The organism is Enterobacter sp. K16B, from assembly GCF_020216105.1.
GTDB classification, from domain to species: domain Bacteria; phylum Pseudomonadota; class Gammaproteobacteria; order Enterobacterales; family Enterobacteriaceae; genus Enterobacter; species Enterobacter sichuanensis.
In genome coordinates, this window is sequence record NZ_JAIWJZ010000132.1 from 1 (window position 1) to 24,447 (window position 24,447).

The window sequence follows — 24,447 nt, forward strand, 5'->3', positions numbered from 1 at the left end:
CGCTCGGATCGTCGTCGCTGGCCACCAGCGGGCGGACGCCGGCATAGGCGCGCAGGATCCGGGTCTGCGCCATGACCGGGGCCAGTTTTTCCCCTTCGCGCAGCAGGATGTCCACCTCTTCGGCGGTCACGCGGTTGTAATCAATTTCGCTGTAGTCCACGTGGGTGGAGGTGGTGCCGATTAACGAAATGGTATCGCCCGGCACCAGAATATCGGCATCGGAGGGTTTGCGGCAGCGGTTGATCACATGGTTATTAATGCGGTGGTCGAGGATCAGCAGGGAGCCTTTCGCCGGGAACATGCGTACCGACAGGTCAGCGTATTCCGCGATACGTTGACCCCAGATCCCGGCGGCATTGATGACGACGGAGGCAAACAGCTCGCTGTGTTCGTTGTATTGCGTATCAAACACCCGCACGCCGCAGATGCGATGGCCTTCACGGATCAGCCCGGTTACTTCGTGCCCGGTCAGGATGTGCGCCCCATGCTCGCGGGCGTCCAGCATGTTGGCGGCCGTCAGGCGAAAGGGATCAACCGTCCCGTCGGGCACTTTGACCGCGCCCGTCAGGGCAGGGTTGACGGCGGGTTCAATGCGGCGCGCGAGGGCCGGGTCGATGGCCTCGGCCTGAATCCCCGCCGCATGACATGCCGTCAAAAAGGTTGACTGAAAGGCGAGATCGTCTTCGGGAAGGGTGATAAACAGACCGTCGGTCGGCTCAATGCAGTGGCGGGCAATACGCCGCAGGATCTGGTTTTCGGCAATACATTCGCGTGCTGATTCGCCGTCCGTCACGGCGTAGCGGGCGCCGCTGTGAAGCAGTCCATGATTGCGTCCGGTTGCGCCTGTCGCAATGTCATGGCGCTCCACCAGCGTGACGCTTAACCCCCGCAGGGCACAATCGCGTGCGATGCCGGCGCCGGTTGCGCCACCGCCAATGATAATCACATCGCGAAAGCGTGGATCGTGAATTGTCATTGTCATCCCTCAGTGTTCGTTTTTTTATCATTTAGCCACATGAAAACTGTGGTTTGTTTGATTTCGAACACAAACGAGCGAAATTCGAAAGTGAAACGTGATTTCATGCGCTTTTTTTGCGCATCCTGTCATATTTCTGTAACAATTTGTGCGTTGATTCACAGTAACAATCACCGTGATTTCTTAACATCGCGACCTCTCTGGAGTATGGGGCAGTTAAACCCCTGTAAATTCAATAGCTGGCCACGGAGGCTGTCATGCTCAGTATCTTCAAACCTGCGCCGCATCGGGCGCGTCTGCCAGAGGCAGAAATTGATCCGCTATACCGCCGTCTGCGTTGGCAAATTTTCCTCGGGATCTTCTTCGGGTACGCGGCGTATTACCTTGTGCGCAAAAACTTCGCGCTTGCTATGCCGTATCTGGTGGAGCAGGGCTTTTCGCGCGGCGATCTGGGGTTCGCGCTGTCGGGGATCTCCATCGCCTACGGTTTTTCCAAATTCATCATGGGGTCCGTCTCGGATCGCTCGAATCCGCGCGTGTTCCTGCCGGCGGGTCTGATCCTCGCGGCCGCGGTCATGCTGTTTATGGGCTTTGTGCCGTGGGCAACCTCCAGCATTGCCATCATGTTCGTGCTGCTGTTCCTCTGCGGCTGGTTCCAGGGGATGGGATGGCCGCCATGCGGACGTACCATGGTGCACTGGTGGTCGCAGAAAGAGCGTGGCGGCATCGTGTCGGTATGGAACTGTGCGCATAACGTGGGGGGCGGCATTCCGCCTCTGCTGTTCCTGCTGGGGATGGCCTGGTTTAACGACTGGCATGCGGCGCTCTACATGCCGGCCTTTGGCGCCATTCTGGTGGCGATTATTGCCTTCGCCCTGATGCGCGATACGCCGCAGTCCTGCGGCCTGCCGCCGATTGAGGAGTACAAAAACGACTACCCGGACGATTACAGCGAGAAGCACGAAGAAGAGCTGACGGCAAAGCAGATCTTCATGAAGTACGTGCTGCCTAACAAGCTGCTGTGGTATATCGCGGTCGCCAACGTGTTCGTTTATCTGCTGCGCTACGGCATTCTCGACTGGTCGCCGACTTACCTGAAAGAGGTGAAGCACTTCGCGCTGGATAAATCCTCCTGGGCCTACTTCCTGTATGAATATGCGGGGATCCCGGGCACCCTGATTTGCGGCTGGATGTCGGACAAAGTGTTTAAAGGCAACCGCGGTGCGACGGGCGTCTTCTTTATGACTCTGGTCACCATCGCCACCGTGGTCTACTGGCTCAACCCGCCGGGCAACCCATCAGTCGATATGGCCTGTATGATCGTCATCGGCTTCCTGATTTACGGTCCGGTAATGCTGATTGGTCTGCACGCTCTGGAGCTGGCACCGAAAAAAGCGGCAGGCACGGCGGCGGGCTTTACCGGTCTGTTTGGCTATCTGGGCGGTTCGGTCGCGGCGAGCGCCATTGTCGGCTACACCGTTGACTTCTTCGGCTGGGACGGCGGCTTTATGGTGATGATTGGCGGCAGCGTGCTGGCGGTCCTGCTGCTGGTTGTTGTGATGATCGGTGAAAAACGTCACCACGCGGAAGTGCTGGCGCGTCGTCAATAAGGAGCATTGTAATGAAATTAACACAGTTAGCGACGGGCCTGCTGCTGGCGGGCCTGATGACCGGGTCCGCGCTGGCGGCAGATAAAATCGTCATCGCCCACCGCGGTGCGAGCGGCTATCTGCCGGAGCATACGCTGCCGGCAAAAGCGATGGCCTATGCGCAGGGCGCGGATTATCTGGAGCAGGATCTGGTGATGACGAAGGATGACCAGCTGGTTGTCCTGCACGATCACTACCTTGACCGCGTGACGGACGTGGCGGAGCGTTTCCCGGACCGCGCCCGCAAAGATGGCCGCTACTACGCCATTGACTTTACGCTGGCAGAAATCCGCTCGCTGAAGTTCACGGAAGGCTTCGAGATTGAAAATGGCAAGAAGAAGCAGGTTTATCCGGGACGTTTCCCGATGGGCAAATCTGACTTCCGGATCCATACCTTCCAGGACGAGATTGAGTTTGTTCAGGGGCTGAACCACTCAACCGGGAAAAATATCGGCATCTACCCGGAAATCAAGGCGCCGTGGTTCCACCACCAGGAAGGGAAAGACATTGCCGCGAAAACGCTGGAAGTGCTGAAGCAGTACGGCTACACCAGCAAGAAGGACAAGGTTTATCTGCAGTGTTTTGACGCCGCTGAGCTCAAGCGCATCAAAACCGAGCTGGAGCCGAAGATGGGGATGGATCTCAATCTGGTGCAGCTGATTGCCTTGACCGACTGGAATGAAACCCAGGAGAAGCAGCCGGACGGCAAGTGGGTAAACTACAACTACGACTGGATGTTTAAGCCGGGCGCGATGAAGCAGATTGCGCAGTACGCCGACGGGATCGGGCCGGATTACCACATGCTGGTGGCAGAGGGCTCTACACCGGGCCACGTGAAGCTGACGGCGATGGTGAAAGAGGCGCATGCCAGCAAGATGCAGGTCCATCCGTACACGGTGCGCGCAGACCAGCTGCCGCCGTATGCCACGGACGTGAATCAGCTTTATGAGGTGTTGTACAACCAGGCGGGCGTGGACGGACTGTTTACGGATTTCCCGGATAAAGCGGTGAGTTTTTTGAAGGATAAACGCTGAAATTGCCGGGTGGCGGCTGCGCCTTACCCGGCCTACGAACTGCGGTTTTGTAGGTCGGGTAAGCGAAGCGTCACCCGACACAATCACATCTCGATTTCTATATCGCCTTTTGCCCGGCAGCAGCAGGGCAAAATTTCCCCTTCGTTGATAAAGGCCAGCGGTTCGGTCAGCCAGTCCACCTGGCCTGCGACCAGGCGGCAGCGGCAGGAGCCGCAATAACCTTCACGACACTGGTACTCCACCTCCACCTGATGCGCTTCAAGCGCCACCAGCAGGGAAGGGTGCTCTTCCTGGCACAGCACTTCTGTGCCCGAAAGGCTCAGCGTGACACGCGTCATCAGAGCTGGAAGTCGCTCAGGTCGTCAGTGTTCACTTCAGAATCAATCTGACCGACCAGGTAAGAACTGACTTCCACTTCCTGTGGCGCCACCTGCACGTTATCGGACACCAGCCAGGTGTTGATCCACGGAATAGGGTTAGAGCGCGTCTGGAACGGCAGGTCGAGACCAACCGCCTGCATACGGATGTTGGTAATGTACTCAACGTACTGGCACAGAATATCTTTGTTCAGGCCAATCATGGAGCCGTCGCGGAACAGATAGTCTGCCCACTCTTTCTCCTGCTGGGCCGCCAGCACGAACAGGTCATAGCACTCCTGTTTGCACTCTTCGGCAATTTGCGCCATCTCCGGGTCGTCCGAACCGCTGCGCAGCAGATTCAGCATGTGCTGGGTACCGGTCAGGTGCAGGGCTTCGTCACGGGCGATCAGACGGATGATTTTGGCGTTACCTTCCATCAGCTTGCGCTCGGCAAAGGCGAAGGAGCAGGCAAAGCTCACGTAGAAGCGGATCGCTTCCAGCGCGTTGACGCTCATCAGACACAGATACAGCTGCTTTTTCAGCGCACGCAGGTTCACGGTGATGGTTTTACCGTTCACATGGTGAGTACCTTCGCCCAGCAGATGCCAGTAGCTGGTCATCTCAATCAGCTCGTCGTAGTAATGGGCAATGCCTTCCGCGCGCTTCTGGATCTGCTCATTGGTGACGATATCGTCAAATACCACCGCCGGATCGTTGACGATGTTGCGGATGATATGGGTGTAAGAGCGGGAGTGGATCGTCTCGGAGAACGCCCAGGTTTCTACCCAGGTTTCCAGCTCAGGAATGGAGATCAGCGGCAGCAGCGCCACGTTCGGGCTACGTCCCTGAATGGAGTCCAGCAGCGTCTGGTATTTCAGGTTGCTGATGAAGATATGTTTTTCGTGATCCGGCAACGACTGGTAGTCAATACGGTCGCGGGAAACGTCCACTTCTTCCGGACGCCAGAAGAAGGAGAGTTGCTTTTCAATCAGCTTTTCGAAGATGTCATATTTTTGCTGATCGTAGCGTGCCACGTTGACCGGCTGGCCGAAGAACATCGGCTCTTTGAGCTGGTCGTTTTTCGTCTGTGAAAAGGTGGTATATGCCATTGCGGTGAGTCCTGTTGAGATTTTATTGCCCGGCGGCACTGCGTTTGCCGGGCCTCCAAAATCGTAGGCCGGGTAAGCGTAGCGCCACCCGGCAAAGTGCTTAGATCTTACATGCGCCGCTTTCGCAGCCATCGTCCTGAATTGACGGAACCAGGTCGTCCTGCGCGTCTTCCGCACCATCACGGGTGTTGTGATAGTACAGGGTTTTCACGCCAAATTTGTAGGCGGTCAGCAGGTCTTTCAGCAGCTGCTGCATCGGAACCTTGCCAGACGGGAAGCGCGTCGGGTCGTAGTTGGTATTGGCAGAGATCGACTGGTCGATAAATTTCTGCATGATACCCACCAGCTGCAGGTAGCCGTCGTTGTTAGGCATTTCCCACAGCAGCTCGTAGTTGTCACCCAGCGTCTCGTAATCCGGCACCACCTGACGCAGCACGCCGTCTTTCGAGGCTTTGATGCTGACGTGGCCGCGCGGTGGCTCAATACCGTTGGTGGCGTTGGAGATCTGCGAAGAGGTCTCGGACGGCATCAGGGCAGAGAGCGTGGAGTTACGCAGGCCATAGGTCTTGATGGACTCGCGCAGGCCTTCCCAGTCGAGATGCAGCGGCTCGCTGACAATCGCATCCAGGTCTTTCTTGTAGGTGTCGATAGGCAGAATGCCTTTCGCATAGGTGGTTTCGTTGAACCACGGGCACGCGCCTTGCTCTTTCGCCAGCTCGTTAGAGGCTTTCATCAGATAGTACTGAATGGCTTCAAACGTCTGGTGGGTCAGGTTATTGGCGCTGCCGTCAGAGTAACGCTTGCCGTTTTTCGCCAGCCAGTAGGCGAAGTTGATCACGCCGATACCCAGGGTACGACGGCCCATCGCACCGCGTTTGGCGGCCGGGATTGGGTAATCCTGGTAGTCCAGCAGGGCGTCGAGGGCGCGGACGGCCAGCACAGCCAGCTCTTCCAGCTCGTCCAGGCTCTTAATCGCACCCAGGTTGAACGCGGACAGCGTACACAGCGCAATTTCACCGTTTTCGTCGTTCACGTCTTCCAGCGGTTTGGTCGGCAGGGCGATCTCCAGGCACAGGTTAGACTGGCGCACTGGGGCAACCACCGGGTCAAACGGGCTGTGGGTGTTGCAGTGGTCAACGTTCTGGATATAGATACGACCGGTAGAGGCACGTTCCTGCATCATCAGGGAGAACAGATCGACCGCTTTCACGCGCTGTTTACGGATGCTGTCGTCTTTTTCGTATTTGGTATACAGACGCTCGAACTCGTCCTGATCGGCGAAGAACGCGTCATACAGGCCCGGGACGTCAGACGGGCTGAACAGGGTGATATCTTCGCCTTTCAGCAGACGGGTATACATCAGCTTGTTGATCTGTACGCCGTAGTCCATGTGACGCACGCGGTTGCCTTCCACGCCGCGGTTGTTTTTCAGGACCAGCAGGCTTTCCACTTCCAGGTGCCACATTGGGTAGAACAGGGTCGCTGCACCACCACGCACGCCGCCCTGAGAGCAGGATTTCACGGCCGTCTGGAAGTGTTTGTAGAACGGGATACAGCCGGTGTGGAACGCTTCACCGCCGCGAATCGGGCTGCCCAGCGCACGAATGCGGCCGGCGTTGATACCGATACCGGCACGCTGGGAAACGTATTTCACAATGGCGCTGGAGGTGGCGTTGATGGAATCCAGGCTGTCACCGCACTCGATCAGTACGCAGGAGCTGAACTGACGGGTTGGAGTACGCACGCCAGACATGATTGGCGTAGGCAGAGAAATCTTGAACGTAGAGACCGCATCGTAGAAACGCTTCACGTAGTCCAGACGGGTTTCACGCGGATAGTTGGAGAACAGGCAGGCGGCCACCAGAATATAGAGGAACTGGGCGCTTTCGTAGATCTCACCGGTTACACGGTTCTGAACCAGGTATTTGCCTTCGAGCTGCTTCACTGCCGCATAGGAGAAGTTCATATCGCGCCAGTGATCGATAAACCCGTTCATCTGCTCGAACTCTTCTTCCGTATAGTCTTCCAGCAGATGCGTGTCGTATTTGCCCAGCTCAACCATTTTCACCACGTGGTCGTACAGCTTCGGCGGCTCAAACTGGCCGTAGGCTTTTTTACGCAGGTGGAAAATAGCCAGACGTGCCGCAAGGTACTGATAATCCGGTGCTTCGCGGGAGATCAGGTCTGCCGCAGCTTTGATGATGGTTTCGTGGATATCAGACGTTTTGATGCCGTCGTAGAACTGGATGTGAGAACGCAGTTCAACCTGGGAGATAGATACGTTGTTCAGTCCTTCTGCTGCCCAGTCGAGAACTCGATGGATTTTGTCCAGATTGATACGCTCGGTAGTACCGTCGCGCTTTGTCACCAGCAGACTCTGATTCATGTGGGGTTTACCTGTCCGTGAAATAAAAAATATCCCCCGCTTATCCACAGAACCGTCTTGTGACTAACTCTGTGGATAAATACTACATATAGGGGGTTTGCGATAAGAAAAACGCTATATGGTGAGTATTCTAGTAAGGATTCTTTTCAGCACAAGGGTTGATTTTGACGTTAAATTGAGGTTGTGAAAGGGTAAAAAAGGCTAAGTCCTCATGCTGTAAGGCCTGGAAGAGATGTCAATAATTAAGAAAAAAAATTCAAAATTTGATCGAGTGCTGATTTCTTCGACGGGTGGTCAGAATTGCGCAACATGATGTCGCGCAATCTTTATAAGAATAACGAATGACGTTAGTCGTTTTTGGCGGTTGTGTGCAACATATAGTTAACATCAACGCCCGGTGCGAGTTTGAATTTATTGGTCAGCGGATTGTAGTGCAGGCCGGTAATGTGCTGCTCTTTGAGCCACGTCTGGTCAACCCAGCTTAACAACTCCGCAGGCTTGATGAATTTCTTCGCGTCGTGCGTCCCTTTCGGCACCATGCGCAGCACATACTCCGCACCGACGACTGCCATCAGCCAGGCTTTACCATTACGGTTGATGGTCGAGAAGAAGACCTGGCCGCCCGGTTTCACCAGTTTTGCACAGGCGTGCACCACGGATTGCGGATCGGGAACGTGCTCCAGCATCTCCATGCAGGTCACCACATCGTACTGATGAGCATGTTTCGCCGCGTGTTCTTCGACGGTTTCCTGCACATATTCAACCTGAATACCCGACTCCAGGGCATGCAGACGGGCAACCTGCAACGGCTCGAAGCCCATATCCAGACCCGTGACGTTCGCCCCTTCGCGCGCCATGCTCTCAGCCAGGATACCGCCGCCGCAGCCGACATCGAGCACTTTCTTACCGAACAGACCGCCGGAACGCTCCGCGATATAGCCCAGACGCAGCGGATTAATGCGATGCAGCGGTTTGAACTCACCTTCGAGATCCCACCAGCGGGAGGCCACCGCTTCAAATTTGGCAATCTCTTCGTGGTCAACGTTGTGAGCCACCGGGGATTTTTCGGCATTCATGGGCGCTTTTACTCCTTATTTAGCAAGACGAATGAGTATATCAGGCAATCCCCGTGAATAAAGCGTATAGGTTTACCTGTATCACCTCGGCTGTGTTATAATTTGCGACCTTTGAATCCGGGATACAGTAGAGGGATAGCGGTTAGATGAGCGACCTTGCGAGAGAAATTACACCGGTTAACATCGAGGAAGAGCTGAAGAGCTCCTATCTGGACTATGCGATGTCGGTCATTGTTGGCCGTGCGCTGCCGGACGTCCGCGATGGCCTGAAGCCGGTACACCGTCGCGTACTATACGCCATGAACGTATTGGGCAATGACTGGAATAAAGCCTACAAAAAATCTGCCCGTGTCGTTGGTGACGTAATCGGTAAATACCATCCCCATGGTGATTCCGCGGTGTACGACACTATCGTCCGTATGGCGCAGCCATTCTCGCTGCGTTACATGCTGGTAGATGGTCAGGGTAACTTTGGTTCTATCGACGGCGACTCCGCCGCGGCAATGCGTTATACGGAAATCCGTCTGGCGAAGATTGCCCATGAGCTGATGGCCGACCTGGAAAAAGAGACGGTTGATTTCGTTGATAACTACGACGGCACGGAAAAAATTCCTGACGTTATGCCAACGAAAATCCCTAACCTGCTGGTCAACGGTTCGTCCGGTATCGCCGTAGGTATGGCAACCAACATTCCGCCGCACAACATCACGGAAGTGATCAACGGCTGCCTGGCCTATATCGACGATGAAGACATCAGCATTGAAGGGCTGATGGAACACATCCCGGGCCCGGACTTCCCGACGGCGGCGATCATCAACGGTCGTCGCGGTATCGAAGAAGCGTACCGTACCGGTCGCGGCAAGATCTACATCCGTGCCCGCGCTGAAGTGGAAGCGGACGCCAAAACCGGCCGCGAAACCATCATTGTTCACGAGATCCCGTATCAGGTGAACAAAGCGCGTCTGATTGAGAAAATCGCCGAGCTGGTAAAAGAAAAACGCGTTGAAGGCATCAGCGCGCTGCGTGACGAGTCTGATAAAGACGGGATGCGCATCGTGATTGAGATCAAACGCGACGCGGTGGGTGAGGTTGTGCTGAACAATCTGTACTCCCAGACTCAGCTTCAGGTCTCCTTCGGTATCAACATGGTTGCACTGCACCATGGTCAGCCGAAGATCATGAACCTGAAAGAGATCCTGAGCGCGTTCGTGCGTCACCGCCGTGAAGTGGTGACCCGCCGTACCATCTTTGAACTGCGCAAAGCGCGTGACCGTGCCCACATTCTTGAAGCGCTGGCGGTTGCGCTGGCCAACATCGACCCGATCATCGAGCTGATCCGTCGCGCGCCAACCCCGGCGGAAGCGAAAACCGCGCTGATTTCCCGTCCCTGGGATCTGGGCAACGTCGCGGCGATGCTGGAGCGTGCGGGTGATGACGCGGCGCGTCCTGAGTGGCTGGAGCCTGAGTTTGGCGTGCGTGACGGTCAGTACTACCTGACTGAACAGCAGGCCCAGGCGATTCTGGATCTGCGTCTGCAGAAACTGACCGGCCTTGAGCATGAAAAACTGCTCGACGAATATAAAGAGCTGCTGGAGCAGATTGCCGAGCTGCTGCACATCCTGGGCAGCGCAGAGCGTCTGATGGAAGTGATCCGTGAAGAGCTGGAGCTGGTCCGCGATCAGTTCGGCGATGAGCGTCGCACCGAAATCACCGCCAACAGCGCGGACATCAACATCGAAGACCTGATCAACCAGGAAGACGTTGTTGTGACCCTGTCTCACCAGGGCTACGTGAAGTACCAGCCGTTGACCGACTACGAAGCACAGCGTCGTGGCGGTAAGGGCAAGTCTGCGGCACGTATTAAAGAAGAAGACTTTATTGACCGTCTGCTGGTGGCGAACACCCATGACACGATCCTCTGCTTCTCCAGCCGGGGGCGTCTGTACTGGATGAAAGTCTATCAGCTGCCGGAAGCGAGCCGTGGCGCACGTGGTCGTCCAATCGTAAACCTGCTGCCGCTGGAAGCGAACGAACGTATCACCGCCATTCTGCCGGTACGCGAGTACGAAGAGGGCGTGAACGTCTTTATGGCGACCGCCAGCGGTACCGTTAAGAAAACCGCGCTGACCGAATTCAGCCGTCCACGCTCTGCCGGTATCATCGCGGTGAACCTGAACGAAGGCGACGAGCTGATTGGCGTCGATCTGACCTCGGGCTCCGATGAAGTCATGCTCTTCTCTGCTGCCGGTAAAGTGGTGCGCTTCAAAGAAGACGCCGTTCGCGCAATGGGCCGTACCGCGACGGGCGTTCGCGGTATCAAGCTGGCGGGCGAAGACAGCGTCGTTTCGCTGATCATTCCGCGCGGTGAAGGAGCCATCCTGACCGTCACGCAGAATGGTTACGGTAAACGTACGGCGGAAGGGGAATACCCAACCAAGTCTCGCGGCACGCAGGGCGTTATCTCTATCAAGGTGACCGAGCGCAACGGTTCCGTTGTTGGCGCGGTGCAGGTAGACGACGCGGATCAGATCATGATGATCACCGATGCCGGTACGCTGGTGCGTACTCGCGTTTCTGAGATCAGCGTCGTGGGTCGTAACACCCAGGGTGTGATCCTCATCCGTACTGCGGAAGATGAAAACGTGGTAGGTCTGCAGCGCGTTGCTGAGCCAGTGGATGACGAAGAGCTCGACTCCATCGACGGTAGCGTCGCGGAAGGTGATGATGATATCGCGCCGGAAACCGACACCGATGATGATGCAGCGGACGACGCTGACGAGTAATGTCTCCTGATGCAAAAAAGGGCCGGATTCCGGCCCTTTTCTTTTGCACAAGCAGATAAGTCAACGTTGCGACCTGGCGCGTTTACCGCTACCTTAACCACATTCTTTTGACCCCGACGGCGGAGCCTCGCCCCTTTGAAATACCTCGTCTCCTTTCGTACTACGCTGAAAGTTTCTCGCTATCTGTTTCGGGCGCTGGCGCTCCTGCTTTGGCTGCTGGTGGCCCTGTTCTCGGTGTTTTACATCGTTAACGCGCTGCACCAGAAAGAAGCGGAGATCCGCCAGGAGTTTAATTTAAGCTCCGACCAGGCCCAGCGCTACATTCAGCGAACGTCTGACGTGATGAAGGAGCTGAAGTATATTGCCGAAAATCGCCTCACGGCGGAAAACGGCATTCTGGCGCTTCGCGGCCGGAGTGATAAAACCGAAGTCCCGGACTTCCAGCCCCTGTTCCCGGATTCCGATTGTTCCACGCTGAGCAACACCTGGCGCGGATCGCTGGAATCACTTGCCTGGTTCATGCGTTACTGGCGTGATAATTTCTCCGCCGCTTATGATCTGAACCGTGTATTCCTGATTGGCAGTGAAAATCTCTGCATGGCGGATTTTGGCCTGCGCGATGTGCCCGTTGAGCGTGATGATGCGCTGAAAAGCCTGCATGAACGTATCGTGAAATATCGCAATGCGCCGCAGGACGAGCGCGGGAATAACATCTTCTGGGTTAGCCAGGGCCCGCGTACGGGCGTGGGTTATTTCTACGCCCTGACCCCGGTCTATCTCGGCAATCGCCTGCAGGCACTGCTGGGGATTGAGCAGACCATTCGCATGGAAAACTTCTTTACCCCTGGCAGCCTGCCCATGGGGGTGACCATTCTGGATGAAAACGGTCATCAGCTGATCTCCCTTGCCGGACCCGATAACCGTTTAAACGTTGAACCGCAATGGATGCAGGAGCGGTCATGGTTTGGTTATACCTCAGGCTTCCGCGAGCTGGTGCTGAAGAAAAGTCTGCCGCCTTCTTCGCTGAGTATTGTCTATTCGCTGCCGGTGGACATGGTGCTCGAGCGGATACGCATTCTTATCATGAATGCCATTCTGCTGAACCTGCTGGCGGGTGGCGCGCTGTTTACCCTGGCACGCATGTATGAGCGAAAAATCTTTATTCCCGCCGAAAGCGACGCCCAGCGACTGGAGGAGCACGAGCAGTTTAACCGTAAGATTGTTGCCTCGGCCCCGGTGGGGATCTGCATTCTGCGTACCCAGGATGGGACAAATATTCTGAGTAACGAGCTGGCGCATAACTACCTGAACATGCTGACGCATGAGGACCGGCAGCGGTTGACGCAGATTATCTGCGGTCAGCAGGTTAACTTTGTCGACGTGCTCACCAGTACCCATACCAACCTGCAGATCAGCTTTGTCCATTCCCGCTATCGTAATGAAAACGTTGCGATTTGCGTGCTGGTGGATGTCTCTGCGCGTGTGAAGATGGAAGAGTCGTTGCAGGAGATGGCCCAGGCCGCAGAGCAGGCCAGCCAGTCGAAATCGATGTTCCTTGCGACGGTCAGTCACGAGCTGCGCACGCCGCTGTACGGGATTATCGGTAACCTCGATCTGCTGCAGACGAAAGAGCTGCCGAAAGGGGTCGACAGGCTGGTGACGGCGATGAACAACTCCTCCAGTCTGCTGCTGAAAATCATTAGCGATATTCTCGACTTCTCTAAAATTGAGTCTGAGCAGCTAAAAATCGAACCGCGGGAGTTCTCACCGCGCGAGGTGATGAACCATATCAGCGCTAACTATCTGCCGCTGGTGGTGCGTAAACAGCTGGGGCTTTACTGCTTTATCGAACCGGATGTGCCGCTGACGCTGCACGGCGATCCGATGCGTCTGCAGCAGGTTATCTCTAACCTGCTCAGCAACGCCATTAAATTCACCGATATCGGCTGCATTGTGTTGCACGTCCGCCGGGCGGGGGATTACCTGAGCATCCGCGTGCGCGACACGGGGGTGGGCATCCCGGCGAAGGAAGTGGTTCGTCTGTTCGACCCGTTCTTCCAGGTGGGAACCGGTGTGCAGCGTAACTTCCAGGGCACCGGACTGGGGCTGGCGATTTGTGAGAAGCTCGTCAGCATGATGGACGGTGATATCTCGGTGGATACCGAGCCCGGCATGGGTAGCCAGTTCACCATCCGCATTCCGCTCTATTCAGCGCAGTATCCGGCGAAAGCGACGGTTGACGGGCTAAGCGATAAGCGCTGCTGGCTCGCGGTGCACAATGCCTCGCTGAATGATTATCTGACGGCACTGCTGACCCACAGCGGCGTGCGGGTCTCGGGTTATGAAGGCCAGACGCCGGACGTCGACGATGTGCTGATAACCGACGAGATGCTGGAACAGCCGTGGCAGGGAAGAGGAGTGGTGATGTTCTGTCGTCGCCACATTGGCATCCCGGTTGAACGTGCGCCAGGGGAGTGGGTACACAGTGTCGCAACGCCGCATGAGCTGTTGAGCCTGCTGGCGCGCATCTACAAGGTGCAACTGGAAGAGAGCGACAGCGCGGGCGGGTTGCCCTCACCGGAGGCGCTGGCGTCGGTGAATGACGATATGATGATTCTGGTGGTGGATGACCATCCGATTAACCGCCGCCTGCTGGCTGACCAGCTCGGATCGCTTGGCTACCAGTGCAAAACCGCGAATGACGGCGTGGATGCGCTGAATGTGCTGAGTAAAAATCACATTGATATCGTCCTTAGCGACGTCAACATGCCGAACATGGATGGCTACCGCCTGACGCAGCGCATCCGCCAGCTTGGCCTGACGTTGCCGGTGGTGGGCGTCACGGCGAATGCGCTGGCGGAGGAGAAGCAGCGCTGTCTGGAGTCAGGCATGGACAGCTGTCTGTCGAAGCCGGTGACGCTGGACGTGCTGAAGCAGACATTGTCGATTTACGCAGATCGGGTGAGAAAAACCAGAATATAAAAAAGGCCCGTAAGGGCCTTTTTTATTTGCCCGGCGGCGCTGCGCTTGCGCGGGCCTACGGGTTCTGTAGGCCGGGTAAGCGCGAGCGCCACCCGGCATTTACAGTGGGGATCAATCCTTATCCGTTGCGCTCAGCGTAACGGAGGAGAGATAGTTCAGCAGAGCAATATCGTTGTCCACGCCCAGTTTCATCATTGCTGATTTCTTCTGGCTGCTGATGGTTTTAATACTGCGGTTCAGTTTCTTGGCGATCTCGGTCACCAGGAAACCTTCTGCAAACAGGCGCAGAACTTCGCTCTCTTTTGGCGACAGACGTTTGTCACCGTAGCCACCCGCGCTGATTTTTTCCAGCAGACGAGAGACGCTCTCAGGGGTGAACTTCTTGCCTTTCTGCAGCGCGGCGAGCGCTTTTGGCAGATCGGTCGGTGCGCCTTGTTTCAGCACAATCCCTTCGATATCCAGATCCAGCACGGCGCTCAGGATCGCCGGGTTGTTGTTCATGGTCAGAACAATGATCGAGATGTCCGGGAAGTGACGCTTAATATATTTGATGAGCGTGATCCCATCACCGTACTTGTCCCCAGGCATGGAGAGATCTGTAATGAGCACGTGTGCATCAAGCTTTGGGAGGTTATTGATCAGTGCTGTAGAGTCTTCAAATTCACCGACTACATTCACCCACTCGATCTGTTCAAGTGATTTGCGAATACCGAACAGTACAATCGGATGGTCATCGGCAATAATTACGTTCATATTGTTCATGTATTAGGCTACCTTGCTACAGCAAGCTTTTGACGTAGGCGTCAATGTCGCTGATGTATTTTTCAATGCCAGAGGCATCTTTCTCACGAATTAGATGTTCCAGCGTTTCACATAACTGCTTGCCGGGAACCAGATTAAGCATGGCAAACACCCCTTTAAGCCGGTGTGCTGTCTGTGCCAGCGCTGCAAAATCATTCGCAGCGGACTCAGTATACAACCGCTTAACATCATCTGGTACTGTATCAACAAAGAGTGAATAGTATCCGCTGGCGTGAAGCTCGGCATTTTCATTGCCGCCTAACGGTGATTCCGCTATCTCTTCCTGCGCCAGTTGCTCTTCTATTAGTTGTAGTACAGCTTCCTGCATCGCATTGCTTATATTAAAGTTGACGCGCAACTGGCCTGGGCCGATTTTTCGCACGCCTGACTCATCATCGCTTAAAAGCAAGCCTGAGGCAGTAAGATTAGACGGATTATCCGTTAAAAACAGATCAAATTCTTGACTTGCAAGTCTTTCATCCGGCGTGATGCAGGCCGCACCCCAGTTTTCCAGCTGACGAACCACTATATTGCGGATCTCATTTGAGGTCACATCAACCATCACCACGACATCATCCAGCAGACGTTCTTCGTCTTCTTCCTGCGGATTGGCGGCCATTTTCACGTGGAGAGAATAACGGGTGCCGAGGGATTCGCGGGCTTTAATATTCAGGTGGCCGCCAAGCTTACGTGCCAGCTGGTCGCACAGCCAGAAGGTCAGGGCATTGGCCTTGCCGTAGCGATCGCTTTGTGTGTCATTCAGGAACGGGAAGTGGAGATTATCAATTTCACTTGTCGTGACACCTTCCCCGGTGTCCAGAATGCGGAACGTCAGGCGATCCTCAGCCGACTCGTCCGTATTCACTTCCAGGGTGATCTTGCCGATCTGCGTGGTGGTGACGGCATACTGAATAATCATCAACAGAATGCGACGCAGCGCTTCTCGATCGCCATGGCGTTCGTCATTCGCAGACAAATGGTTATTGATCAGCAGCTGCAGCCCTTTCCGCTTAATCACGGGCAGAACTTCCGGAACCACTTCATCGATCAGATCCTGGATGGAGAAGAGGGTTGGCGTTCCCTTCCAGAAATCATTCTCCAGCATGTTCGCCAGCTGGATCTCATCGACCATACGCACCAGCGAGTCGGCCTGGCAGGCAAGCTGATGACTTTCAGACGTGTTCAACGCCGCCGCCTGGCTTGCCAGCGCCCTTAACGGCTGCTTGAAGGCATCGCCGATGTTTTGCATAAAGGCGGCACGTCCCTGCTGGTTTTTCTCATACAGCCTTTGCGCCTGCTTGAGCTTTTTATTCACCAGCACTTCCCTGTCCTGATCGCGGATGATGAAGATCTGCGTGCGGGAGGCGACCTGGCTGCGGAACTGACGGATCTCGTACAGTTCATTATTTATGGTGGCCTGAATGACGCCCTGATGCTGATCCGCCATGGTGGTGATGTTCTGCAGGTTAAGATGCGGCAGCAGATGATCGGCAATTTTATTGCTCATCACCGTACGGTTCGCCTCCTGATCGTGAACGAGCACCCCAAGCGGCAGTACGGAAATAATCTCTTCATTCAGCGCGCGGAGTACGCGCAGCTCATTGCTGGTTCCGGCCGGAACCGCAGAAGCGTCGCTCTGGCGCCCTGGATGGAAACGAAACGTGCTGTAGCCAAACAGGGCCAGCGCCAGCAGGCCAATATTCAGCAGCAGAGGCAAGAGGATATTTTGCAGGGTATCAAGCAGCAGGGTGCCAAACGGCACCTGCCACACCAGACGCATGCCGGTCGAGTTCAGCGACGAGGCAATCTCGATTTTCGAGCCATTAAAGGAGATCGATACGCTCTCTGCGGCCTCTTTATCAGGTGCCGAACGCATATTCTGGGTACTGTTGTCTGGCTCCAGACGGAAGCTGTCGAGCGGCATGTCCGGCGGGATTAAATCATTAATCGGTAAATCGAAGGCCACGACCGTTGCCAGATGCCCCGGCTGGTTAAAGGTGGTACGCAGGGTAAAATAGTGGCCATTTTGCCAGGCCAGCCGACGCAGGGACGAGAAGCTTTCCCGTTCATCGAGGGCGTTCGCCTGCTGCAGCATCTCAGCGCGGCGGGAATCAACAATGCTGCCCACGGTTGTCTCTTTAAACCCGGACGAGAGATCTTTTAACGGCAGGGTCGAAATCAGGATCATGCTGTTGTCCTGACCGTTCAGGTAGTACATCGACCACGGCACCGTCTCGGCGCCCCAGAGGGTATCCAGATAGGTTGAAATTCGCTGCGTCATCTCAAGTGTGGCGCTGTCGTGAGAGCCAAAAATAAGCGCTTCGGTCTTACGCTGCGGTTTCTCAAGATAATAGACATCCTGCTTAAGCCGCGTCTCCTGAAGCCCGTCGCCGGATGACGAGGCCGGTGCTGCCGCGATGTTGTCGTAAATCTGCCAGGTGGCGTAGCGCCAGGTATCAATGCGCTTGTGTACGGCGTGGGTGATATCAACGACCTGATAGCTCTTATCCTTCAGCCAGGCGTTCACCGCACTCTGGACCATAACGCCCATTGTGACTAACAGCACAACGATCAAAAGAAGAAAGAAACGGGTGATGCTCCCGGGAAGGAGGGAGAATTTGCTCGGGGCGGTAGTTTCAGTCTGACTCATTGATATCTTTAACCCGTTATGGTCGTGCTCTGTGGCGATAGGGCAGTATAAAGGGTAATAACTGAATTTCCAGCGCCACTGTCCTGGAACAGGCGACTTTTTCAACGGACAATATCGTCGCCAGGCGGGCTCCAGACATGTACAAAGTCGCCAGAGTCGTACAAATATGGCGCATCACCAGTCGGCAAATAGCACGAATTAACAAGAAATTAAGTTTTTCGAGAATTACGAGCTTTCGACAGCGATCCGGCGGACGTTTAGTTAATAGTCGTTACAATTACGCGGCGGTAGCACAAAAAAAGAAAGGTTACGTAAAGAAAGGTAAAAAAAAACCGAATGCGAAGCATCCGGTTGAATTAGGGATAAACAGACATTCAAAACTGAATGACGGTAATAAATAAAGTTAATGATGATAGCGAGAGATATTTTAGAGATTAGGCGCGATCTTGTTTTGTCATTCAGTGCGGTAACGTGTTTTATTGTAACTTATTGATAGTTATGCATGTATTTTCTCGTTTGATTATAAGTGCTAAATTTCTAAGCTATTTGTGCTTTGTAAAAGTTCCTTCCTGTTTACATTTTGAAACATGTTGATAGATAAATGAAACATCTTCAAAGTTTTCGTATCATATTCGCATTGGATTATTCTGTAATTTTGCGGAGAATGAAATTGCCGACTGGTTAATGAGGGTTAACCAGTAAGCAGTGGCAATTATAAGGCATATAACAGAGGGTTAATAAAATGAAAGTTAAAGTACTGTCCCTCCTGGTACCAGCTCTGCTGGTGGCAGGCGCAGCAAATGCGGCTGAAATTTATAACAAAGACGGCAACAAATTAGATCTGTACGGTAAAGTGGATGGTCTGCACTATTTCTCCGATGACGACAGCGTTGATGGCGACCAGACCTACATGCGTCTTGGCTTCAAAGGCGAAACCCAGGTTAACGATCAGCTGACCGGTTACGGCCAGTGGGAATACCAGATCCAGGGCAACACCTCTGAAAGCGACAACCAGGCCTGGACGCGTGTGGCGTTCGCGGGTCTGAAGTTCGCTGAAGCGGGTTCTTTCGATTACGGTCGTAACTACGGCGTGATCTACGACGTGACCTCCTGGACCGACGTTCTGCCAGAATTTGGTGGAGATACTTACGGTGCAGATAACTTCCTGCAGTCCCGTGCTAACGGCGTAGCAACCTACCGTAACCAGGACTTCTTCGGTCTGGTGGATGGCCTGAACTTTGCTCTGCAGTATCAGGGTAAAAACGGCAGCGTAAGCGGTGAAAACGACACCGGTCGTAGCACCCTGAAACAGAACGGCGACGGCTACGGTGCGTCCCTGACCTATAACCTGGGTGAAGGCTTCAGCATCGGTGGTGCATTGTCTTCTTCCAAACGTACCGCTGACCAGAACGACACGGGTAACCTGGCGCTGAAAGGCGAAGGCGATCGTGCTGAAGTCTACACGGGTGGTCTGAAATACGACGCCAACAACATTTACCTGGCGGCGCAATACTCCCAGACCTATAACGCAACGCGTTTCGGCAACTCTCAGAGCAGCAGCGACATTTACGGCTTTGCTAACAAAGCACAGAACTTCGAAGTGGTCGCTCAGTACCAGTTCGACTTTGGTCTGCGTCCATCCGTGGCTTACCTGCAGTCTAAAGGTAAGGACATCGAAGGCTACGGCGACCAGGATCTGCTGAAATATGTTGATGTGGGCGCGACTTACTACTTCAACAAAAACATGTCCACCTATGTGGACTACAAAATCAACCTGCTGGATGACAAAGACTTCACCCGTCAGGCAGGTATCAGCACGGACGATATCGTCGCGCTGGGTCTGGTTTACCAGTTCTAATCGCTACACGGTATGACTCAGGGGCCTCACGGCCCCTTTTTTGTGTTTTTTTTAGGCTCTCACAATTCACCCGTTTTGGTGTACTCTTGCCGCCCTGGCATGAGGATAATAATGAATGGACATGACTTTTTTACGCGCCAGCTTCCTGGCAATCCTTTTTTTCCTGACCGCTTGTGACGCTTCCACGCCGGAGACCACCACCGACGCCCCCGCGGCGACGGTGCTCGAAGGCAAAACGATGGGCACTTTCTGGCGCGTCAGCGTAATGAATCTTGATAAGGCACGCGCCGAAGAACTGCGTAGCAAAATTCAGTCACAGCTGGATGCTGACGATCAGTTGCTGTCGACCTACAAAAATGACTCGGCGCTGATGCGCTTTAACCTTTCAAGCAGTACCTCCCTGTGGCCGGTGAGCGAGGCGATGGCCGATATCGTGACCGAGTCCATGCGCGTGGGCTACAAAACCAACGGGGCGATGGACGTGACGGTGGGTCCCCTGGTGAACCTCTGGGGATTTGGCCCCAACAAGCAGCCGGCGACCACGCCCGATCAGGCGGCCATTGATGACGCCCGCGCCCGGACAGGGCTACAGCATCTGACGGTGATCAATCAGTACGGTCAACAGTACCTGCAAAAAGATATTCCCGATCTGTTTGTCGATCTGTCTACAGTAGGCGAAGGTTATGCGGCGGATCATCTGGCTGCGCTGATGGCGCAGGAAGGCATCTCCCGCTATCTGGTATCAGTGGGGGGCGCGTTAGTCAGCCGGGGCATGAACGCCAGCGGCAAACCGTGGCGCGTAGCGATTCAAAAACCGACTGATCAACAAAATGCCGTGCAGGCGATGGTGGACATCAACGGACATGGCATCAGCACCTCAGGGAGCTACCGTAACTATTACGAGCTTGACGGGAAGCGTATTTCGCACGTTATCGACCCGCAGACCGGGCGACCCATTACGCATAATCTGGTGTCGGTGACGGTTATTGCCCCCACCGCGCTGGAAGCTGATGCCTGGGACACCGGGTTAATGGTTCTTGGTCCGGAGAAAGCCAAAGAGGTGGTGCGTCAGGAAGGGCTGGCGGTGTATATGATCGTTAAAGAGGCCGACGGGTTCAAAACCTGGCATTCGCCGCAGTTCGCCAGCTTCCTGGTGAATGAAAAAAATTAAAAAGCAAGGTTGCGGGTTTTTAATCTGTGGCGCTCAGGCAGGCTGTATATATGCTTATAAGAGGAGCCGATCATGAGAAACCTGACCTTAATGACCGATGAGGATCGCTGGCTGGCCGTGCTGGCCCGCGATCCGCGCGCTGACGATCAGTTTGTCTTCGCTGTGCAGACGACGGGTATTTTCTGCCGTCCGTCATGCCGTGCCCGCCACGCGCTGCGTAAAAATGTCCGCTTTTACCCTGATGCCCACCATGCCGTTCAGGCAGGATTTCGGCCATGCAAGCGCTGCATGCCGGACAAGCGCGATCCGCAGGCACAGAAGCTGGCCAAAGTGGAACACGCCTGCCGTCTGCTGGAGCAGGATCCGGCGTTAACCCTGGAGAAGCTGGCGCAGCAGGTTGCCATGAGTCCTTACCATTTCCACCGTCTGTTTAAGTCTGTCACCGGTATGACCCCGAAAGCCTGGCAGCAGGCGGCGCGAGGTCAGCGCCTGCGCGCCGCGCTTGCGCAGGGGGATAAAATTACCGATGCCGTGCTGGCGGCTGGGTTTCCTGACAGCAGTAGCTATTATCGTAAAGCCAACGATGCGCTGGGTATGACGGCGAAGCAGTACCGTAAAGGGGATGCGGCAGTGCGTTATGCCATCGATAATTGCGCTTTAGGACGCTGCTTGGTGGCAGAAAGTGAGCGGGGGATCTGCGCGATCCTGCTGGCTGACACCGATGCGCAATTAATCGAAGAGCTGGCGACGGTGTTCCCAAACGCAGAGCATGCGCCGCTGGACGACGACTTCGTGCAACGGATCCATCAGGTAATTGCCAGTATTGATAACCGTTCTGTACCGCTTGCGCTGCCGCTGGATATTCGCGGGACAGCGTTCCAGCAGCGGGTCTGGCAAGCCCTGCGAACTATCCCCTGCGGTGAAACGGCAAGTTACCAGCAGGTGGCGCAGGCGATTGGTCAGCCCAACGCGGTACGCGCCGTTGCCGGTGCCTGTGCGGCAAACACGCTGGCGATTGTGATCCCCTGTCATCGTGTTGTTCGCAACGACGGCGCGCTGTCAGGTTATCGGTGGGGGACAGCGCGAAAAGCGTTATTACTGAAACGTGAGGCGAAACGCCGGGAGGGATAATGCTCGATCTTTTTGCGGATGCTGAACCCTGGCAGGAGCCATTGGCGCCGGGGGCGGTTATCCTGCGCCGCTTTGCGCTTTCCCGTGCGGCGGCGCTGCTGGAGGGTATTGACGAGGTCACGGCGGTTTCACCGTTTCGTCACATGGTCACGCCGGGCGGCTACACCATGTCGGTTGCGATGGCTAACTGCGGTGAACTGGGGTGGGCGACCAACGAACGCGGCTATCTGTATGCGCCGAACGACCCCGCAACCGGCCAGCCGTGGCCTCCCATGCCTGCAGTTTTTCAGACGCTGTGTCACGATGCTGCCGTCGCCGCGGATTATGCCGACTTCCGTCCTGATGCCTGCCTGATTAACCGCTACGCCATTGGCGCGAAGCTCTCGCTGCATCAGGATAAGGATGAGCCCGATCTGCGCGCGCCTATCGTCTCGGTATCGTTAGGTCTGCCCGCCGTGTTCCAGTTTGGCGGGTTACGCCGCAACGATCCGCTCAAACGCATCATGCTGGAACATGGCGATGTGGTGGTGTGGGGCAGGGAGTCGCGGTTGTATTATCACGGCATTCAGCCGCTGAAACCCGGCGTTCACCCCCTGACGGGTGAGTACCGTTATAACCTGACGTTCCGCCAGGCGGGTTTTAGTAAACAAAAATAAGAATTATTCTTGATGTACACGCCGGGCAGTTTACACTGCTGGCTGATTTTTATTGTCCGGATTGCCTGCATGCAACTACTTCTCCTTGTCTGGCGTCAGTATCGCTGGCCCTTCATCGCCGTCATGGCGCTAAGCCTCGCCAGTGCCGCACTGGGTATTGGCCTGATCGCGTTTATCAACGTGCGTTTGATTGAAATGGTCGACACATCACTCGCCGTATTGCCGGAATTTCTTGCCCTGCTAATGCTGTTGATGGCAGTCACGCTCGGCTCTCAGCTGGCGCTGACCGTGCTCGGCCACCATTTCGTTTTTCGTCTGCGCAGCGAGTTCATCAAGCGGATTCTGGACACCCACGTAGAGCGCATTGAACAGCTCGGCAGCGCGTCTCTGCTGGCGGGGTTAACCAGTGACGTGCGCGCCATTACCATTGCGTTCGTTCGTCTGCCGGAGCTGGTGCAGGGGATTATTCTGACCTTTGGCTCTGCGGCTTATCTCGCCTGGCTCTCCAGCAAAATGCTGGCGGTAACCGCCCTGTGGATTGCCATCACCATCTGGGGCGGTTTTGTGCTGGTGTCACGCGTTTACAAACACATGGCGGTACTGCGCGAAACCGAGGATAAGCTCTACAACAATTACCAGACGGTACTCGAAGGGCGCAAAGAGCTGACCCTGAACCGCGAGCGCGCCGAGCATATCTTTAACAATCTCTATATTCCGGACGCCCGCGAATACCGGCACCATATTATTCGTGCCGATACCTTCCACCTGAGCGCGGTGAACTGGTCAAACATTATGATGCTGGGGGCGATTGGCCTGGTATTCTGGATGGCGAACAGCCTGGGCTGGGCGGATACAAACGTCGCGGCAACCTACTCGCTGACGCTGCTGTTCTTGCGCACGCCGCTGCTTTCGGCCGTCGGAGCTTTGCCGACCCTGCTGAGCGCGCAGGTGGCGTTTAATAAGCTCAAAAAGTTCGATCTTGCACCGTTTAACGCTGAATTCCCGCGCCCGCAGGCCTTCCCGAACTGGCAGACGCTGGAGCTGCGTAACGTCACGTTCCGCTATCAGGACAACGCTTTCTCCGTGGGGCCGATCAATCTGACGATTCACCGCGGCGAGCTGCTGTTCCTGATTGGCGGTAACGGCAGTGGGAAATCGACCCTCGCGATGCTGCTCACCGGGCTTTATCAGCCGCAGTCGGGTGAGATTTTGCTGGATGGTAAGGCGCTGAGCGCAGAAAAACCTGAGGATTACCGCAAGCTTTTCTCGGCGGTGTTCACCGACGTCTGGCTGTTTGACCACCTGCTGGGACCGGAAGGGCAACAGGCCAATCCTGCGTTGGTGGAGAAATGGCTGGCGCAGCTGCAGATGTCGCACAAGCTGGAGCTGCAGGACGGCAAGATCCTCAACCTCAGGCTTTCGAAAGGGCAGAAAAAACGCGTGGCGCTGCTGCTGGCGCTGGCGGAAGAGCGTGACATCATTCTGCTGGATGAGTGGGCGGCGGATCAGGATCCGCACTTCCGCCGCGAGTTTTACCAGGTGCTGCTGCCGCTGATGCAGCAGATGGGCAAAACCATTTTCGCCATCAGCCATGACGATCACTACTTTATTCATGCTGACCGTTTGCTGGAGATGCGCGAGGGCAAGCTGAGCGAGCTGACCGGTGAAGCGCGCGATGCGGCATCGCGTGATGCGGTGGCGCGCACGGCCTGATGCCCTCATCTTAACCCTCTCCCACAGGGCTGAGGGATCCCCATAAAATAATGCCTGCACAGACAACCCCCTCTCCCTTGAGGGAGAGGGCTGGGGTGAGGGGGAACATACGG

Annotated in this window: 16 protein-coding genes; 9 read left to right on the forward strand and 7 right to left on the reverse strand. The window is 55.4% G+C overall.

Annotated elements, in window-relative coordinates:
• A partial coding sequence (glpA, locus tag LDK53_RS20445) for an anaerobic glycerol-3-phosphate dehydrogenase subunit A (RefSeq protein WP_225287928.1) occupies positions 1 to 976 on the reverse strand: 976 nt, incomplete at its 3' end.
• A gap of 257 nt (positions 977 to 1,233) precedes the next feature.
• Here glpA and glpT point away from each other — a divergent pair.
• Positions 1,234 to 2,586 (forward strand): glycerol-3-phosphate transporter, encoded by a 1,353-nt coding sequence (glpT, locus tag LDK53_RS20450; protein ID WP_025757200.1) that lies wholly within the window; start codon positions 1,234 to 1,236, stop codon positions 2,584 to 2,586.
• An 11-nt stretch (positions 2,587 to 2,597) separates the two neighbouring features.
• Complete coding sequence (glpQ, locus tag LDK53_RS20455; protein WP_225287929.1) at positions 2,598 to 3,659, forward strand: glycerophosphodiester phosphodiesterase; 1,062 nt, start codon at positions 2,598 to 2,600, stop codon at positions 3,657 to 3,659.
• Between the two features lie 83 nt (positions 3,660 to 3,742).
• On the opposite strand, the gene yfaE is transcribed toward glpQ, so the two are convergent.
• The 4 genes from yfaE to ubiG form a co-directional block, all read right to left on the reverse strand.
• Positions 3,743 to 3,997, reverse strand: coding sequence for a class I ribonucleotide reductase maintenance protein YfaE (yfaE, locus tag LDK53_RS20460; protein ID WP_025757202.1), 255 nt, complete (start codon positions 3,995 to 3,997; stop codon positions 3,743 to 3,745).
• The gene (gene nrdB / locus LDK53_RS20465) at positions 3,997 to 5,127 is read right to left on the reverse strand and encodes a class Ia ribonucleoside-diphosphate reductase subunit beta (protein ID WP_045286072.1); all 1,131 of its coding nucleotides are present in this window, start codon (positions 5,125 to 5,127) and stop codon (positions 3,997 to 3,999) included. Before nrdB ends, yfaE begins: the two co-directional genes overlap by 1 nt.
• A gap of 100 nt (positions 5,128 to 5,227) precedes the next feature.
• Positions 5,228 to 7,513 (reverse strand): class 1a ribonucleoside-diphosphate reductase subunit alpha, encoded by a 2,286-nt coding sequence (gene nrdA, locus LDK53_RS20470; protein ID WP_025757204.1) that lies wholly within the window; start codon positions 7,511 to 7,513, stop codon positions 5,228 to 5,230.
• A gap of 347 nt (positions 7,514 to 7,860) precedes the next feature.
• A complete protein-coding gene (gene ubiG, locus LDK53_RS20475) occupies positions 7,861 to 8,589 on the reverse strand; it encodes a bifunctional 2-polyprenyl-6-hydroxyphenol methylase/3-demethylubiquinol 3-O-methyltransferase UbiG (protein ID WP_025757205.1) in 729 nt (242 codons plus the stop codon).
• A 146-nt stretch (positions 8,590 to 8,735) separates the two neighbouring features.
• On the opposite strand from ubiG, the gene gyrA reads away from it, so the two are divergent.
• Both gyrA and rcsC read left to right on the forward strand, forming a co-directional pair.
• Positions 8,736 to 11,372, forward strand: coding sequence for a DNA topoisomerase (ATP-hydrolyzing) subunit A (gyrA, locus tag LDK53_RS20480; protein ID WP_225287930.1), 2,637 nt, complete (start codon positions 8,736 to 8,738; stop codon positions 11,370 to 11,372).
• A 135-nt stretch (positions 11,373 to 11,507) separates the two neighbouring features.
• Positions 11,508 to 14,354 (forward strand): two-component system sensor histidine kinase RcsC, encoded by a 2,847-nt coding sequence (gene rcsC, locus LDK53_RS20485; protein WP_025757207.1) that lies wholly within the window; start codon positions 11,508 to 11,510, stop codon positions 14,352 to 14,354.
• A 111-nt stretch (positions 14,355 to 14,465) separates the two neighbouring features.
• On the opposite strand, the gene rcsB is transcribed toward rcsC, so the two are convergent.
• Positions 14,466 to 15,116, reverse strand: a complete 651-nt coding sequence (rcsB, locus tag LDK53_RS20490) for a response regulator transcription factor RcsB (protein ID WP_003859405.1) — start codon at positions 15,114 to 15,116, stop codon at positions 14,466 to 14,468.
• 16 nt (positions 15,117 to 15,132) lie between these two features.
• On the reverse strand, positions 15,133 to 17,805 hold the full coding sequence (rcsD, locus tag LDK53_RS20495) for a phosphotransferase RcsD (RefSeq protein WP_025757208.1): 2,673 nt from the start codon (positions 17,803 to 17,805) through the stop codon (positions 15,133 to 15,135).
• A gap of 742 nt (positions 17,806 to 18,547) precedes the next feature.
• Between rcsD and LDK53_RS20500 the strand changes: the two genes are divergently transcribed.
• From LDK53_RS20500 to LDK53_RS20520, 5 genes are all read left to right on the forward strand, one after another.
• On the forward strand, positions 18,548 to 19,663 hold the full coding sequence (locus tag LDK53_RS20500) for a porin OmpC (protein ID WP_047959134.1): 1,116 nt from the start codon (positions 18,548 to 18,550) through the stop codon (positions 19,661 to 19,663).
• A 115-nt stretch (positions 19,664 to 19,778) separates the two neighbouring features.
• Complete coding sequence (apbE, locus tag LDK53_RS20505; RefSeq protein WP_025760346.1) at positions 19,779 to 20,834, forward strand: FAD:protein FMN transferase ApbE; 1,056 nt, start codon at positions 19,779 to 19,781, stop codon at positions 20,832 to 20,834.
• Positions 20,835 to 20,906: 72 nt separating this feature from the next.
• Positions 20,907 to 21,965, forward strand: coding sequence for a bifunctional DNA-binding transcriptional regulator/O6-methylguanine-DNA methyltransferase Ada (gene ada / locus LDK53_RS20510; RefSeq protein ID WP_126800209.1), 1,059 nt, complete (start codon positions 20,907 to 20,909; stop codon positions 21,963 to 21,965).
• A complete protein-coding gene (alkB, locus tag LDK53_RS20515) occupies positions 21,965 to 22,621 on the forward strand; it encodes a DNA oxidative demethylase AlkB (RefSeq protein ID WP_045286067.1) in 657 nt (218 codons plus the stop codon). The genes ada and alkB overlap by 1 nt, the downstream gene beginning before the upstream one ends.
• A 69-nt stretch (positions 22,622 to 22,690) precedes the next feature.
• On the forward strand, positions 22,691 to 24,334 hold the full coding sequence (locus tag LDK53_RS20520) for a multidrug ABC transporter permease/ATP-binding protein (RefSeq protein ID WP_225287931.1): 1,644 nt from the start codon (positions 22,691 to 22,693) through the stop codon (positions 24,332 to 24,334).
• Positions 24,335 to 24,447 lie beyond the last annotated feature (113 nt).

Coding starts and splice junctions, on each gene's coding strand:
- glpT (WP_025757200.1), top strand. CDS start 1,234: ATGCTCAGTATCTTCAAACCTGCGCCGCATCGGGCGCGTCTGCCAGAG.
- glpQ (WP_225287929.1), top strand. CDS start 2,598: ATGAAATTAACACAGTTAGCGACGGGCCTGCTGCTGGCGGGCCTGATG.
- yfaE (WP_025757202.1), bottom strand. CDS start 3,997: ATGACGCGTGTCACGCTGAGCCTTTCGGGCACAGAAGTGCTGTGCCAG.
- nrdB (WP_045286072.1), bottom strand. CDS start 5,127: ATGGCATATACCACCTTTTCACAGACGAAAAACGACCAGCTCAAAGAG.
- nrdA (WP_025757204.1), bottom strand. CDS start 7,513: ATGAATCAGAGTCTGCTGGTGACAAAGCGCGACGGTACTACCGAGCGT.
- ubiG (WP_025757205.1), bottom strand. CDS start 8,589: ATGAATGCCGAAAAATCCCCGGTGGCTCACAACGTTGACCACGAAGAG.
- gyrA (WP_225287930.1), top strand. CDS start 8,736: ATGAGCGACCTTGCGAGAGAAATTACACCGGTTAACATCGAGGAAGAG.
- rcsB (WP_003859405.1), bottom strand. CDS start 15,116: ATGAACAATATGAACGTAATTATTGCCGATGACCATCCGATTGTACTG.
- rcsD (WP_025757208.1), bottom strand. CDS start 17,805: ATGAGTCAGACTGAAACTACCGCCCCGAGCAAATTCTCCCTCCTTCCC.
- LDK53_RS20500 (WP_047959134.1), top strand. CDS start 18,548: ATGAAAGTTAAAGTACTGTCCCTCCTGGTACCAGCTCTGCTGGTGGCA.
- apbE (WP_025760346.1), top strand. CDS start 19,779: ATGGACATGACTTTTTTACGCGCCAGCTTCCTGGCAATCCTTTTTTTC.
- ada (WP_126800209.1), top strand. CDS start 20,907: ATGAGAAACCTGACCTTAATGACCGATGAGGATCGCTGGCTGGCCGTG.
- alkB (WP_045286067.1), top strand. CDS start 21,965: ATGCTCGATCTTTTTGCGGATGCTGAACCCTGGCAGGAGCCATTGGCG.
- LDK53_RS20520 (WP_225287931.1), top strand. CDS start 22,691: ATGCAACTACTTCTCCTTGTCTGGCGTCAGTATCGCTGGCCCTTCATC.